This is a genomic window from Microbacterium esteraromaticum, from assembly GCF_900163815.1.
Classification (GTDB): Bacteria; Actinomycetota; Actinomycetes; order Actinomycetales; family Microbacteriaceae; genus Microbacterium; species Microbacterium esteraromaticum_B.
Window position 1 is genome coordinate 102,446 of record NZ_FUKO01000023.1, and the last position, 14,853, is coordinate 117,298.

At 65.6% G+C, this 14,853-nt stretch carries 14 protein-coding genes; 3 read left to right on the plus strand and 11 right to left on the minus strand.

Features of this window, described 5'->3' with window-relative positions; translation table 11 throughout:
• Positions 1 to 13 precede the first annotated feature (13 nt).
• The 8 genes from FM104_RS10645 to FM104_RS10680 form a co-directional block, all read right to left on the minus strand.
• Positions 14 to 1,447, minus strand: a complete 1,434-nt coding sequence (locus FM104_RS10645; RefSeq protein ID WP_087132220.1) for a xylulokinase — start codon at positions 1,445 to 1,447, stop codon at positions 14 to 16.
• A complete protein-coding gene (locus tag FM104_RS10650; RefSeq protein WP_087132221.1) occupies positions 1,444 to 2,916 on the minus strand; it encodes a mannitol dehydrogenase family protein in 1,473 nt (490 codons plus the stop codon). The genes FM104_RS10645 and FM104_RS10650 overlap by 4 nt, the downstream gene beginning before the upstream one ends.
• Before the next feature lie 66 nt (positions 2,917 to 2,982).
• Positions 2,983 to 3,951 carry a 1-phosphofructokinase family hexose kinase gene (locus FM104_RS10655; RefSeq protein ID WP_087132222.1) on the minus strand — a complete coding sequence of 323 codons (969 nt, stop codon included), beginning with the start codon at positions 3,949 to 3,951 and terminating at the stop codon, positions 2,983 to 2,985.
• Positions 3,948 to 4,751, minus strand: coding sequence for a DeoR/GlpR family DNA-binding transcription regulator (locus FM104_RS10660; RefSeq protein ID WP_087132223.1), 804 nt, complete (start codon positions 4,749 to 4,751; stop codon positions 3,948 to 3,950). Before FM104_RS10660 ends, FM104_RS10655 begins: the two co-directional genes overlap by 4 nt.
• On the minus strand, positions 4,741 to 6,228 hold the full coding sequence (locus FM104_RS10665; protein WP_143738342.1) for an FGGY-family carbohydrate kinase: 1,488 nt from the start codon (positions 6,226 to 6,228) through the stop codon (positions 4,741 to 4,743). The genes FM104_RS10660 and FM104_RS10665 overlap by 11 nt, the downstream gene beginning before the upstream one ends.
• A 5-nt stretch (positions 6,229 to 6,233) precedes the next feature.
• Positions 6,234 to 7,136, minus strand: a complete 903-nt coding sequence (locus FM104_RS10670; protein WP_087132225.1) for a carbohydrate ABC transporter permease — start codon at positions 7,134 to 7,136, stop codon at positions 6,234 to 6,236.
• A complete protein-coding gene (locus tag FM104_RS10675) occupies positions 7,136 to 7,957 on the minus strand; it encodes a carbohydrate ABC transporter permease (RefSeq protein WP_256971618.1) in 822 nt (273 codons plus the stop codon). The genes FM104_RS10670 and FM104_RS10675 overlap by 1 nt, the downstream gene beginning before the upstream one ends.
• Positions 7,958 to 8,155: 198 nt before the next feature.
• A complete protein-coding gene (locus FM104_RS10680) occupies positions 8,156 to 9,517 on the minus strand; it encodes an ABC transporter substrate-binding protein (protein ID WP_087132227.1) in 1,362 nt (453 codons plus the stop codon).
• Positions 9,518 to 9,735: 218 nt separating this feature from the next.
• Here FM104_RS10680 and FM104_RS10685 point away from each other — a divergent pair, with 218 nt between their 5' ends.
• A complete protein-coding gene (locus FM104_RS10685) occupies positions 9,736 to 10,503 on the plus strand; it encodes a DeoR/GlpR family DNA-binding transcription regulator (protein WP_087132228.1) in 768 nt (255 codons plus the stop codon).
• An 81-nt stretch (positions 10,504 to 10,584) separates the two neighbouring features.
• Entirely contained in the window at positions 10,585 to 11,610 is a 1,026-nt protein-coding gene (locus FM104_RS10690) for a zinc-dependent alcohol dehydrogenase (protein WP_256971619.1), read from the plus strand.
• A 32-nt stretch (positions 11,611 to 11,642) separates the two neighbouring features.
• On the opposite strand, the gene FM104_RS10695 is transcribed toward FM104_RS10690, so the two are convergent.
• From FM104_RS10695 to FM104_RS10705, 3 genes are read right to left on the minus strand one after another with little or no spacing between them, the layout of a single operon-like run.
• Positions 11,643 to 12,389, minus strand: a complete 747-nt coding sequence (locus FM104_RS10695) for an SDR family oxidoreductase (RefSeq protein WP_087132229.1) — start codon at positions 12,387 to 12,389, stop codon at positions 11,643 to 11,645.
• On the minus strand, positions 12,386 to 13,066 hold the full coding sequence (locus tag FM104_RS10700; protein ID WP_087132230.1) for a nucleoside/nucleotide kinase family protein: 681 nt from the start codon (positions 13,064 to 13,066) through the stop codon (positions 12,386 to 12,388). Before FM104_RS10700 ends, FM104_RS10695 begins: the two co-directional genes overlap by 4 nt.
• 33 nt (positions 13,067 to 13,099) lie before the next feature.
• On the minus strand, positions 13,100 to 13,780 hold the full coding sequence (locus FM104_RS10705; RefSeq protein WP_087132231.1) for a FadR/GntR family transcriptional regulator: 681 nt from the start codon (positions 13,778 to 13,780) through the stop codon (positions 13,100 to 13,102).
• 17 nt (positions 13,781 to 13,797) lie between these two features.
• Between FM104_RS10705 and FM104_RS10710 the strand changes: the two genes are divergently transcribed.
• Complete coding sequence (locus tag FM104_RS10710; RefSeq protein ID WP_256971620.1) at positions 13,798 to 14,739, plus strand: amidohydrolase family protein; 942 nt, start codon at positions 13,798 to 13,800, stop codon at positions 14,737 to 14,739.
• Positions 14,740 to 14,853: the final 114 nt, after the last annotated feature.

A 14,853-nucleotide genomic window follows, 5' to 3' on the forward strand; every position in this document is an offset into this window, starting at 1 on the left:
GCCGCAACCGCGTTCAGGCGGGCGGAGACGGGATCGCCGAGTCGGACCAAAGCAGATGGGTTGCACGGCGGTAACCGGCAAGCGGCTCTGGGCTGTTTCGTGGTGCGAGCTCTTCTCGCGGCGCGGTCCAGCCCGGTAGGGCACCCTTGATCGTCCCCGCGGCCTGGCGGGCGACGCCCAGCGCCACGTACTCTGCTGGCTCCGGAAACACCAGCGGCATGGAGAACACCTGTGCGGCTACTTCTTGCAGCGAGCGATAGCGCGCACCGCCACCGACGAAGATCGCGCGTGCCCCGGCCACCCCCGACGCCTCGACGGCCGCGCACGCATCGGCCAGCGAGCACACGACACCCTCGATCGCCGCGCGCGCGAGGTGGCTGGGAGTCAGGTTATCGAGCGTGATCCCCAGCAGAGTGCCAGTGGCATTTGGCAGATTTGGTGTGCGCTCACCCGACAGATACGGCACCATTCTGAGGCCTGACGACGGTCCACGCCTGGCGAGCTCGTCGAACGCGATGGGATCGAGCGCCAGCAACCGCGCGACAGCATCCAGAACCAGCGACGCGTTCAGCGTCGCCGCAAGCGGTAGGAATCCCCCCGCCGCGTCGGCGAACCCCGCCACCATTCCCGTCGGGTCATGCACCTGTTCTTGCGACACCGCGAACACAGTTCCCGATGTACCGACCGATACGACGATGTCACCCGCCTCGGCACCGATCCCCAGCGCCGCCGCGGCGTTGTCGCCGGCTCCGGCTGCGAGCAGCGTGCCGGATGGTGTGCAGCCAGCGGCTTGCAACGGGCCGAGCACCTCGGGAAGCAGCGGCACGTGCCCGAGCGTGTCCCGCAGGATATCGGGACGGTAGCTATTGGACTTCGGATCGAAGTAGGCCGTCCCCGAAGCGTCCGAGCGGTCGGTCACGAGTCGGTCGAGACGCGGGTTCTCGGGCCCGTAGCCAGCAAGCCGCCAGGTGAGCCAGTCGTGCGGTAGACACACGGCAGCCACGCGCGCCGCGTTCGACCGCTCAGCACGGGCCAGCCATGACAGTTTCGTCGCTGTGAAAGAGGCGACCGGCACCAGCCCAACATTGTCGACCCACCACTGCCGACCGGCCTGAACGTCCCCGCCGCCGCGCTGCTGCACCAGCGCTTCGGCATCCGATGCTGAGCGCGTGTCGTTCCACAACAGCGCGGGCCGCACGACGCGACCGTTGGCGTCGAGTACGACCATGCCGTGCTGTTGACCTCCCACAGATACCGCGGCCACGTCATCGATCCCACCCGCTTCGCGGATCGCGCGCTGCAGAGCATTCCACCACTCGTCCGGATCTACCTCGGTGCCGGGTGGGTGTGGGGCTCGACCCGAGCGCACGACGCGCCCTGTCTCAGCGTCGACGACGAGAAGCTTCGTCGACTGCGTCGAGCTGTCGATTCCCGCTACGAGGGTCATTCGACGTCCGTCAGCTCGGCCAGCAGCGCTTTGGATCCGGCAGTATTCAGCACCTGTAACGCGTGCAGGTACGGTTTCGTGAAACCCTCGCGCTCCGCTAGGTCACCGAACAGCGCCGGATCGCGCACAAACGCGAGTGGATCGTCGTTCGGTGCGGCGGCGGCCATGATTTCATCGCGGCGATCGTCGACGATCTCGATCGGATCGCCCCGCTCGTCGATTCCGGTTGCGCAACGTGCCCATCCGGCGATCACCGCCGCGGAGCGCGTGACCTCGCCACCGGCGTCCAGACGCTCGGAGATCACCGGCACGAGCCACTTCGGGATGCGTTCACTCGCCTCGGCGCACAGCCGGGCGATCGTGTCTCTGATCTCGGGGTTGGAGAAGCGACCGATCAATTCATCGCGATACTCCGCGAGATCGATCCCCGGCACCGGCTGCAGCGTCGGCGTGCCCTCGTCGAGCATGTACCGGCGCAGCAGATCCTCGATGTGCGGGTCGCGCATCGCATCGTCGACGAGCTCATATCCACGCAGGCAGCCGAGATGGGCGATGGCCTGGTGCGAGGCGTTGAGCAGACGCAACTTCATCAGCTCGTAGGGCTCGACATCATCGACGACCTGCACGCGGGTCTTTTCATAGGGCGGGCGGCCATCGCTGAAGGAATCTTCGAGCACCCATTGGAAGAATGGCTCGCAGACCACCGGCCATGCGTCGTCGAGCCCGGTGAGCGCGGCCGTCTCGGCGCGATCCTCATCGGTGGTAGCAGGGGTGATCCGATCGACCATCGAGTTCGGGAAGTGCACGTGCGCTTCGATCCACTGCGCGAGCTCGGTGTCCTTCGCCCGTGCGAAGGACACCAGCGCTCGGCGCGCGATGCGGCCGTTGTCTTGCAGATTGTCGCAGCTCATCACAGTGAATGCCGCTGTGCCCGCCGCGCGCCGGACGCGAAGCGCCTCGACTATCAGCCCGAACACCGTCGCCGGTACGGCATCTGCGAGCAGGTCCGCGGCGATATCGGGGGTGTCGAGCAGGAATTCACCCGTGGTCTGGTTGATGTTGTACCCGCCTTCGGTGACCGTCAGCGACACGATGCGCGTGGACGGCGCCGTCAGCACCTCGAGCACTGCGTCGGCGCCGTCCTCGGGCACGGTGAGCATACCCAGGATCGACCCGATCACCCGTGCACCGCGTGTGCCGTCGGCGTGCTTCTCCACGAGGGTGTAGAGACCGTTCTGTGCTGCTAGGGCGGCACGCATGGCGGAGTCCTGCGCGCGCACTCCGAGACCTATGATCGCCCAGTCGGTGGCGAGCCCCTGGCACAGCAGCTCATCGACCACCAGCGCCTGGTGTGCACGGTGGAACCCGCCGATGCCGAAGTGTGCGATGCCAGCGGTGAGCGCAGAACGATCGTACTGCGGTACCGGAATGGCGGCTTCGTGCAGAGTTGTGGACGACAGGCTCGTCATGGTGCTCTCTTTTCGCGAGACGGATGCTGAGGATTCTGGGTCGGTGCAGACGTGCAGACAGAGTCGTCACGGCTGCGATGGCTCCGACAATGGTGTGTGCCGCGCGGGTACGCTCACCTGCGCCAGCGGGGCTGTATCGGGGTCGGTCAGGATTGTCGTCGACTGCGACACGGCGAGGGCCCCCCAGGATGCCGCGGCCGCAGCGGCCTCGTCGAGAGCATCCGCTCCCCGTCGTGCGACGCACGCGAGGAACCCCGCCAGTGAAGCGTCGCCGGCTCCCACCGTGTTGGTCATCGTGGGGGCCGCCGCTGATGCGACGCGATAGCCATCTTCGCCCAGGACGAAGGCGCCGTCAGCGCCCATGCTCACATACACGGTGCGCACGCCGCGATCGCGCAGCTCGGCGGCGGCATCGGCTACGTCGCCGACGGTGTGCAGCCTGCGCCCTACGGCCTCGGCGAGCTCATGCGTGTTCGGCTTTACGAGATCGACCTGCGCACCGAGGCGCAGAACGCGCTCGAACGCGGCGCCGCTGGAGTCGATTGCGATCCGCACGCCGGCGCGCGCTGCGGCCTCGAGCAGCGGCTCAAAAGGAACCAGTTCATTCGTGCCCGCGACGTTCGGGATGCTGCCGCACAGCGCCAGCCAGCCACCGTCGAGCTTGCGCAGTGTCGTCAACCCCGCCTCGATCACGGCCTCCCACTCTGTCAACTCCAAAGGAGTGGCTGGCGCATTGATCTTGGTAGAAGTGCCGTCAGTCTCGATCACCGAGATGTTCTGTCGGATCTCGCGTCGGATCGGCACCGGCACGAGCACCGGGTCGAGGAGGGCTGTGGGCATCTCCACGGGGCCGAGCGGCACTACTGCACGCACGGACACGTCAGTGTGAGCTATCGCGCGCGCCACATTGACACCCTTGCCGCTGAGCTCATGGTGAGATTCGGTGGCGCGATTCACCACGCCTAGTGTGACTGATTCGATGCGATACGTGCGGTCGATCGCCGCGGCGGGAGTGATCGTGACGACGCCGATCATGGCGCGCTCGCTACGATCAACGTCGGCACCGCAGCCAGCGGTGATGACTCGTCGGTCCGTGCTTCGGCATTCGTCACCACGACATCGAAGTCGGTCAGGTGGGCGAAGACTGTGAAATGAGATGCCGGAATCGATCCCGAGTCGAGAGCCAGCACGCGGGTGTGGGCGCGGCGCAGTGCAGTGCGCAATACTGCAGCATCGGACGGACGCGCCATCAGTTCGCCCTGTTCCGTGAATCCGGTGACGAAGACCACCGCGGTGTCGACCATTATGTGCTCGAGCTCAAGCCGCGACCACTCGCCGGACTGCTCGCCCGACGACGACACCTCGCCGCCAAGCGAGCGCACCGGAAGGTCGACGAGTGAGCTGAGGCTGATCGCCACATCGAGTCGCGAGACGATCACCTCGAGTTTGGAGGCGTCGGCCAGCATCGCCGTGGCCTGTTCGCCTGTGACGTCGCCGCCAAGGAAGACGGCACCCTCATCGGGCAGCTGGTTCGAGATCTGGTCGACAAGCGCCCGTCCCTCGGGATCAGCCGCGGCAAGAGATGTCACACGGACGGGCACCGCCCCACCGTGTGCTCGAGAGAGCCGCTCTGCCCTCTCGAGCACACGCAGATCGCGGCGGATGGTCTCTTCCGAGACGCTCAGGCGGTTCGCGAGGTCGGTGACCTGCACGTGGCCGTGGCTCGCGAGCAACTCGAGGATCACGATGTGGCGCTCGGCGGCACTGGTGCGGGCCGTCGCGATTGTCACGTACGACGAATCGGTGCTCGTCGAGGGGCTGTTGTCATCGTGCACTGGACTGCTCCTTCCACCACGGGACGTTAGCTCTGATCAGCTCGTCGAAGTCCATGCGTTTACGTTGCCAGCGCATGTGGTCAGCATCCGGAAAGATCGGACGGTCGAGTTGAGCGAGGCTCTGGGCCGCATCCATACTCTCAACCAGGCCGAGGTGCACGGCAGCGAGAGCAGCTGCGCCGAATGCACCCGGTTCGTCCTCGCAGGCGACGCGTACTGGCCGGCCGAGTACGTCGGCCACGAGCTGCGCGTAGTGCGTGGAGCGCGATATGCCGCCGCCGAGCGCGACGTCACCCGTGAAGTCGAAGGCTTCGGCGAGCGCCGACAGATGCCAGTGGTGCATGAGTGCGATGCCCTCGAGCACGCCGCGCATGAGATGCTCGGGCCCGTGCCAGGATCGCAGACCCGAAATCGTGCCCGACGCTTCCAGCCCGGCGGGCGAGCCGGCGAAGAACGGCAGTACTACAGGGGTCTCGGACTCCGGCGCCAACGCGGCAGAGGCGGATATCAGGCGATCCCGATCCTCGGAGTGCTGCGCACCGAGTAGCCGCAGTGCCCAGTCCAGCGTCGGCGAGGCGGTCGACGACGTCGACATCGCGATTCGCAGATCGGGAGTGATCGACAAGCGTGACTGCCAGCGTGCGTCGACATCGGTGCGGTCGGTAGTCACACCGTTCGTGTTGAAGGAGCCCGCCACGCACGCGAGCCGGCCGACGCGCAGCGCACCCATTCCGATCGAACTCGCCTGCACGTCGTGCAGGCCGGTTAGCACCGGAACCCCCTCCGGAAGACCGGTCTGCTCCGCTGCGGTGCGGGTCACACCGCCTACGGGGGCCGCACTGCCCTGTAGTGGCGGCAACAGCCCGCCCAGCCCTCCCACCCCGTAGGCGTCGAGTACTTCCTGGCTCCACGTCGCGGCATCCACTTCGAGAAACGACGCGGTCGCGTCGGAATAGTCCGTGACGATGTCACCGGTGAGTCGCAAGCGCACCACGTCTTTGCAGAACACCATCGCCTGGGCAGCATCGATCCACTCCGGTCGGTTTCGCTGCGCCCACAGTAGCAGCGCACCCGGTGAAGACGCGCCGCTGGCCTGACCGGAACGCGCCAGGATGACGGCGCTGCGAGCTGGGTCCGCCGCGATCTCGTCCGCCTCGTGCCGGGCTCTGCTGTCCATCGCCGTGATGGCCGGACCTACTCCGCGGCCGGCGGCATCGACTAGGTGCAAGCCGTCTCCATGACCGCTGACGGCCACGGCTCCGATGCGTGCCGGATCGACCCTGCGCAGCGCTCCGGCGATGGCGGTGCGCACGGCGTGCCACAGGGCCTCATGACTGCGCTCGGCGTATCCGTCGCCGCTGCGATCGATAGGGCTCACGCTGCGACCGGTCGCAACCGGTCGCAGCGTTGCGTCGTGCACGACAGCCTTCACGGCGGTCTGTCCCGCGTCGATCCCGAGCACAAGAGGTGCGGACATCGCCACTACTTGATGGCGCCCATGGCGAGACCCCGCACGAGGCGTTTCTGTGCCAGCCACCCGGCGATCACCACCGGCAGCACCGCAAGCGTGGCCGCCGCAGAGAGGACAGCGAGGAAGCTGCCCCTGCCGTCGACGAAGCTGCCGAGGAACGGCGGAGTCGTGCGGGCTGTCGTGGAGGTGAGGATCGTCGCCAGGAAGTATTCATTCCACGCGAAGATGAAGCAGATCAATGCGGCCGCCGCGATGCCGGGGGCGACAATCGGCAGCACCACGCGCACCAGCTCGGTCCAGAAGCCAGCGCCATCGATTTGAGCTGCCTCGATGATCTCGAGTGGTACCTCGCTGAAGAACGAGCGCATCATCCACACGGCCAGAGGCAGGTTCATGCCGACATACAAGATCGATAGCGCAGAGATGTTGTCCAGTGCACCGAAGTTCTGTAGCAGAAGATAGATCGGAATAATCGCCGCGGCGATCGGCATGAACTTCGTGGAGATGAAGAAGAACAGAGCGTCGGTCGAGCGGATCAGCGGACGCACCGACAGCCCGTAAGCCGCGGGAATTGCCAGAAGGAGAACGATCAGCGTGGACATGACGCTCGCCGTCATCGAGTTGAGCAGATAAGCGGTGAAACCGCGGTCAAAGACGTCTTGGAAGCGATCGAAGCTCAGCTCGGTGATGAAGGTAGGAGTGGACGTTGCAGCGGCAGCCTCGGATTTGAAAGCGGTGAAGACCATCCAGGCGACAGGGAAGAAGAAGCCGAGAACGAGGACCCAGGTGATGGTGGTGGTCACAGCGCCGGTGATGCGACGGCGCAGCGGCTTGCGGCGGCGCATCACCGGCGAGCGGCGTTTCGCAGTCGCGGTGGCGGTCGCGGAAGACCGAGTCATTGTCGCGGCGGACATCAGCGGACTCCTTCTGTGCGGAAGATTTTGAACAGGGTGCGCAACGCGACGGTCGCCACGATGATCGTGAGGATAACCGTGAGCACGCCGTAGGCGGCGGCTTCACCGACTTCGAGTCCCACGAATGCACGCTCGTAGAGCAAGTAAGGCAGCGTCTTGGTGCCGCCCGTACCACGAGTCATGATGGCGATGGGATCGAACACCTGCAGCAGCATGATCGTACCCAGCAGTACGGCCAGCTCGATATAAGTGCGCAGATGCGGCAGGGTCATGAACAGGAACGAACGCACGGGGCCAGCGCCGTCCACCGATGCGGCCTCAAGCACATCCTGCGGCTGGCTTTGCAGCCCCGCCAGGATGATCAGCATCATGAACGGACTGAACTGCCAGGTGAGCACCATGATGATGGTGACGATGGGCAGGTCGGTATTCCAAGCGATCGGGGGGATGCCGAGGAGTGAGAACGCCCAGTTGATCATGCCGACGTTCGAGTCGAGCATCGACCACTTCCAGATCAGCGCCGCCGCGGCGGGCATCATCAGGAACGGGGTGATCAGCAGTGTGCGCGCGATTCCTTGCCCTATGAACCTGCGGTCCAGCAGCATGGCCATCCCCAAACCGAGCAGCACCGAGAACAGCACGGCACCGCCTGTTACTAGCACCGTGGCGAGCAGAGACTCCAGGAAAGCGCCATTGCTGAGCACGCGGCCGTAGTTCTCGAACCCGACAAAGGCCTGATCTCCTGGCCGTTGCAGATTCCACCGCTGCATTGAGTAGTAGATGGTGGCCAGGAACGGAACCTGAGTGATGACGATCGCCACGACCAGCGCCGGCCAGACCAGTGCGCGGGCCAGACGCAATGAGCTGCGATCGCGTTGGGTGAGGATCAACTTCTTCTTTCGGCGCCCCTCGGGGGTAGCCGGCCGCGTGACCAGAGCGGTTGTGGTCATGTCCAGGTCCTCCTCGACCGCGTGGGACGTATGCGGGGAGGCCGGCGTGGCCGGCCTCCCCGGTTGCTGCTACTTCTGCTTCGCTCCGACTTCTTCGGCGAGCTTCTGACCCTTGGCCAGAGCCTGCTCGACGGTGGCGCGGCCGGCGAAGACTTCGGCGATTTCCTGTGACACCTGGTTGCCCAGGTCCTGGAATTCCGGCACGGTCACGTACTGGATGCCCACCCAGGGCTGGGGGTTGACGCCGGGCTGCTTCGGATTCACCGAGTTCATGATGTCATTGGTGAGCGAAGCGAAGGCTCCCGCTTCCTCCTGGTACTGCGGCAGCTCGTAGGTCGAACTGCGCGACCCCGGAGGAACGCGACTCCAGCCGAGCTTCTCGCCGACGAGCGAGATGTACTCCTTGCTGGTGGCCCAGCTTACGAACTCCCAGGCAGCATCCTGCTTCTGTGAGGTCTGCGGAATCGCGAGGTTCCACGACCAAAGCCAGCCGGACTCATCGGTCTCGACGACTGGCGCGTGGGTGTAGCCGACCTTGCCGGCGACGCCGCTGAGCTCGGGTGACTCGATCGAACCCGCTGCCGACGTCGCGTCGTACCACATGGCTGTCTTGCCCTGCGTGAACAGGTTCAGGCACTCGGTGAATCCGGTCGACACCGGGTCGCGCTGTCCGGCTTCCTTGACGAGATCGGTATAGAACTGCACGGCGTCGGTGAATCCCTCGTCATCGACGGTCGCGTTCCAATCCTCATCGAACCAGCCGCCCCCGAAGGTCTGAACGACTGTTGTCAGCGGCGCGAACAGCTCGCCCCAACCGGGCTTGCCGCGTAGGCAGATGCCAGCCACGTCATCAGTCTTGACCTTCTTCGCTGCATCCGCGACCTCCTGCCAGGTGGGGTGATCGCTAAGCGTCACACCTGCGGCAGAGAGTAGTTCCTTGTTGTACATCACGAACGAGCTCTCGCCATAGAAGGGCACTGCGTAGAGCTTGTCGTCGACGGTCAGAGCCTCGCGCACGGGTGCAAGAATGTCGTCGACATCGTAGCCCTCGGCGTCGGCCGCCTTGTCGGTGAGGTCTACGAGCCAATCGTTCTGGCCCCAGATCGGCACCTCGTACGAGCCCACGGTCACGATGTCATACTGGCCGCCCTTGGTGGCGACATCCTTCGTTACGGCGTCACGAAGGTCGTTCTCCTCCATCTGGATGAACTTCACTTTGATATCAGGGTGTGCGTCCTCGAACTCGCCCTTCAACTCCTCCATGTCCTTCATCTGGGGATTGTTGACGGTAGCGAGCGTGAGCGTGGTGGTGCCGTCCTGGTCGCCGCCGCCAGTGGGGGCGCCTGCGCCTGCGCAGCCGCTGGCCACGAGACCGGTCACGGAGAGCAGAGCTGCTGAGACGAGAATTCGTCTGTTGCGGGAGAGCTCCATGGTCTTCCTTTCATCATTGATCGATCCAGGCACAGACTTCATCGTTCTGGTTGCGGCCTGAAATGGGGAACACTCGGTGGGTGTGATGCCCAGTTTGGCTCGAAACCTTTCGTAATGCAACACTTTCGGGCAGACTGGAGACGGTAAGCGATGAAATATCGGGCATCTAATCGATAAATTGCAGTCATCGCCGCACGGTGAAACGTCAAAGGAGCCGCATGTACCCCGCTGAACGCCAGCTGGCCATCCTCGCTGAGGCGCGCTCCGGCGATGGACGAGTCTCGGTCGCTCGGCTCAGTGCACGTCTCGGTGTGACCTCCACGACGATCCGGCGCGATCTCGACGACCTTGAGCGAGACGGTGTGCTGCGCCGCCAGCACGGCGGCGCGCAGCTCGTGCGCACCGTACCGTTCGAACCGGCGCTTCTGGTACGCAGGGCGACGGATGCCGCAGAGCGAGGCCGCATCGCCCAAGCCGTTGTGCAGTTGTTGCCCGACGACGGCGTAGTGCTGCTCGACTCCGGTGCGCTGATGCTGTCGGTTGCGGAGATCTTTCCCACTGACCGTGACCTTGTCGTCGTGACGAACAACCTGCCGGCTGCTGTCGTTCTGGCAGCACACCCCTGTCTCACGGTCATCGCACTGCCGGGCCGGGTGCGCAGTCTGACGCAAGCGACGGTAGACGAGCGCGCGCGGGCTCGCCTGGAAGGGCTGAATGTCGACCTCGCGTTGCTCGGCGCCAACGGCCTCACCTCAGCTGGAGCCACGACGACCATTCCTGCCGAGGCCGCCATCAAGCACCAGATGATCACCACAGCTCGCCGAAGCGTGCTCGCGGTCACCGCACCGAAGGTGGGCGTCACTTCCTTCTGCCGATTCGCTGACGTCGAAGAGTTCGAACAGATCATCACCGATGACCGCATCACGGAGAACGAGCGCGACGACCTTGAAGGCGCTGGCATCGAGCTCATGGTCGTCACCGGCTGACGAGTTTCGAGACGACCGGGACCCGGGGCCGCCCCGCGGGATGAATCGGCCTGCGACGCCGTGATCGAACAGGAGACAGAGATGACAGAGACCATGCGACGAGTGACTGTTGAAGCAGTAAACACGTTCCGCGTCGACCAGGTGCAGGTTCCGAAGCCGGCGGCAGGCGAGGTGCAAGTGCGCATGACCGTGGCGGGCGTGTGCGGATCTGACACGCACGCCGCTCACGGCTCGCACCCGTTCGTGCCACTGCCGTATGCTCCCGGCCACGAGGTGGTCGGAGTGATCAGCGAGGTCGGCCCTGAGGTCGCCGGTTGGCGGGTGGGCGACCGCGTCACCGTGGAGCCGACGCTTCCGTGCAACGACTGCAAGATGTGTCGCACCGGGCGTAGCAACCTCTGCGAGAACCTGCGCTTTTTTGGCTGCGGGTACGAGCAGGGTGGCATGGCCGACTTCTTCACCGTTCCCTCGTCTCGCCTGCACCGCATCCCCGATGACCTCGATGATCTGCAGGCGGTGCTGATCGAACCGCTCTCGACGCCTGTGCACGCGGTGCGGCTCGCGGGTGACGTCTCAGGCAGCGCCGTGGTGATCATCGGTGCTGGCACGATTGGGCTGCTCGTGCTCGCCGCCGTCAAGCACGCCGGGGCGCGCGCCGTCGTGATGACCGACATGCTCGAGGCCAAGCGCGACGGTGCGGTGCGGATGGGGGCCGACGCCGCGGTCGACGCCGCTGCTCCCGATGCGGTCGCCCAAATTCGGGGCTTGCTCGGTGAGAGCGCTGACGTGGTGTTCGACTGCGTGGCCATCCAGCCCACCGTGGACCAGGCGATCGCCTTGGCTGACAAGGCGGGCACCGTGATGATCGTCGGCGTGCCCGCGAAGGATGTTATCGTGCCGCTGCCGCTCATCCAGGATCACCAGATGCGCATTCAGGGCAGCGCGACCTACCTGGCGGAGGACTACCAGACCTCGATCGATATCATCCGTGCCGGCGGGGTGCGCGCCGACGACATGATCACGCGGCGCCTGCCGCTCGATGACGTCGCCGACGCGTTCCGCCTCTCGAGCGGCGGCGCTGAGGTGAAGGTCGTGGTGCAGGCGTGACGCAGGTGTGATGAACCGGGGAGTAACGGAAATCAGCCGTTTGGCTCGGACACACTCCATAGGCTCCACAGCGCGGTGCGGATGCGTCGAGGCTGACGCAACGTACTGACCAGCGCGTGGGCCACATCGGCGGTGTGCAGGAAGTCGGCGTCCGCCGGGTTCAGATCGCCGAACCGACCTGTCGCCGCAGCGAACGAGGTGTTGACTCCGGCAGGTGCCACCACCGAGACCCGGATGCCCTCATGACGCACCTCGCGGTCGAGCGAGGTGGCGAACTGCATCTGCGCAGCTTTAGTCGCGGCATAAATGGCCTCGCCGCCGCCACCGCTGCCGAGACCCGCCACTGACCCGAGCACGATAACGTCGCCACCGCCGGAGCGCTCGCGGAAGTGACGCAGCGCGGCTCGGCTGAGCCACACGGTGCCCAGGAAGTTCACCTGCGCCATCGCCCGCACCTGTGTCTCTTCGGCATCCAGCACTCCGCCGAAGAAGCCGATGCCGGCGTTCGAGATCACGCTGTCGACGCGACCCCATGCGGCGACACCGGTATGCAACAGTTTCTCGCAAGCATCCGAATCCGCCACATCGGCGACTACCGTGCGCAGGCATTCGTCGCCGTGCTTCGCGCGGAGGCTGTCGAGGCCCGCTGCCGAGATGTCGCCGGAAACCACCCGTGCACCCGCCTCAAGCAGCTGGCCAACAGTTTCGGCGCCGATACCGGATCCTGCGCCGGTCACTACGACGACGGTGTCGGTGAGGTCGCGCAGTTCGGCACTCATGGGACTTCAGCCTCCGTGCGGGTGTCGTCTCCGAAAGAGACACCGGAGACGACACTGACGATGCGGTCAGCTCGCGCACGGCCAGCGCGCACCAGCACAGCATTGTGCTCGTCAGTGCCGAGTGCCCACTCTCGAGCGTGATCGCGATCCAGACCGAACTGCGTGTGTCTCGAGATCAGCCGCTCGTGTCGCAGCCGCTCAGGCGGATCGAGGAACCAGACGGCGTCGAGAGCGGGCCGCACGAGCTCCCACCCGTCGCGGTCGTGCAGCAGATAGTTCCCCTCAATGATCACGAGCGGGGCTGCGGCTGGAACCTCGACAGCGCTGCAGATCGCATCATCGAGACCGCGATCGAAGCGGGGTGCATAGACGGTCGGTGAATCGGGAAGCTGCGCGCGGATGCGATCCAGGATGGCGACGAAGCCGTGCACATCGAAGGTGTGCGGCGCGCCCTTGCGATCACGAATGCCGCGCGCGATGACCAAGGCCTCAGCCAGGTGGAAGCCGTCCATTCCGACGAGCACGCTCCCGGAAACGGCGGCCGTGATCGCCTCGGCGATCGTCGTCTTGCCAGCGCCGGGTGCACCCGTGATCCCGAGCATTCGCATACCGGCGGCAGGCAACGCCTTTGCCGCCGCGATGAGCTCCTGGGGCGTGCATTCCTGTGCGGCATCCATCAAGTGAGCCTTCCCGAATTGAGCCTCGAGGTCTTAGACCGCGGTGGCCTGGCGCAGCCAGCGTTCGACCCCGGCGACATGCGCGGTGGCGAGCGATGTGGCCAGCGCGGAGTCGTGATCGGCGATCGCCTCCGCGATCGCGCGGTGCTCTGACAGCGTGCGCTCCACTGCGCCCTGCTCGGTGAGCCCGCGCCATACTCGGGCGCGGATCGTCTGGCTGCCGAGCCCCTCGATGAGGCTCGCCAGATAGCCGTTGCCGGTGAGGCGGACGATCTCGGTGTGGAACCGGATGTCATGGGCGACCAGATCATCGATCGACACGGTGCTCTGATCGACCGACCCGATCTCGTCGAGCAGCGCCTGCGCTTCCTCTGCCATTACGTTGCTGGCGGCCAGGCCAGTGGCCTGGGATTCCAGCATCCGCCGGACAGCGAACAGCTCCAGCAGGGAGTCGTCGTCGTGCATGTCGACGACGAAGCTGATCGCCTCGAGCAGCAGGTGCGGTTCGAGGCTGGTCACGTACGTCCCGTCGCCGCGGCGCACGTCGAGCACGCGGATCACCTCGAGCGCCTTGACGGCCTCGCGCATCGAGTTGCGGGACAGCCCGAGACGCTCGGCGAGCTCCTTCTCGGGGGGGAGTCGATCACCGGGACCGAGCTCGCCCGAGACGATCATCTTCTTGATCTTCTCGATCGCTTCATCAGTGACAGCCATGGCCACATCTTCCCACAATGATCGGATGTCTGCCGACGGGGCTGCCCGGCTTCGCGGAGCGGATGCGGCAGGATGGGCGCATGCGCGTACTCGACTCTCACCTGCACCTGTGGGATCCGGAAGTTCTCACCTACTCCTGGCTCGAAGGAGCGCTCGACTGGGCGTTCGCCGAGACCGAGCTCATCGAAGAGCAGCTTGTGGGTCCGGGTGAAGAAGCGGCGATCTTCGTGCAGGCCGACCCGAGCGAGGGTCAGCAGCTCGATGAGGTGCGCTGGGTGGATTCGATCGCGCACGCGACAGGGGTTGTCGCCATCGTCGCCGGTGCACGGCTCGACCGCGGTGCTGAGACCGCGGCGCACCTGGCTGCGCTCGCTGAGCACGAACGGGTGATCGGGGTGCGGCATCTGCTGCAGTCCGAGCCGGACGGCTTCGCGCGGCGGCCGGAGTTCATCGACGGAGCGCGGCTCGTGGCCGCACGCGGCTGGACTTTCGACGCCTGTGTCACGACGCATCAAATTCCCGACGTCACGGCACTCGCCGCGGCGGTTCCCGAGCTGTCGATCGTGCTCGATCACCTCGGCAAGCCGGTCATCGGCACGGCGGACGCTCCGCTGGAGCCCACCGCCGAATGGTTCGGCGACGTGCGCGAGCTCGCGTCGAGCCCGCAGGTGTTCTGCAAGCTGTCCGGATTGCCGGCTGAAGCCGGTGGAGTGTGGGCCGATGAGCAGGTCGCTCCCTTCTTGGACAGCGTGGCCGACGCCTTCGGCCCGGATCGCCTGATGTGGGGCAGCGATTGGCCGGTGTCGTCGATCGATTTCAGTGCTGCGGATGGGGGCGCCTATCTCATCGGCGCCAGGCAGCGGTGGTTCCGCACCGTCGCCGACTGGGCCGACACGCGGGGTCTGGATGCTGAGCAGATCTTCTGGTCGAATGCGCTGGCGTTCTACGGCATCCGCTGACCTGCCTGCGGCATCCGCCCCGCGTTCGCCAGCCACCACGTTCCGGTCGCACTTTGTCCCGCACCAGACGGGTTGCAGCGGCACATATTGCGACCGGAGATCGGCAGTCGACGC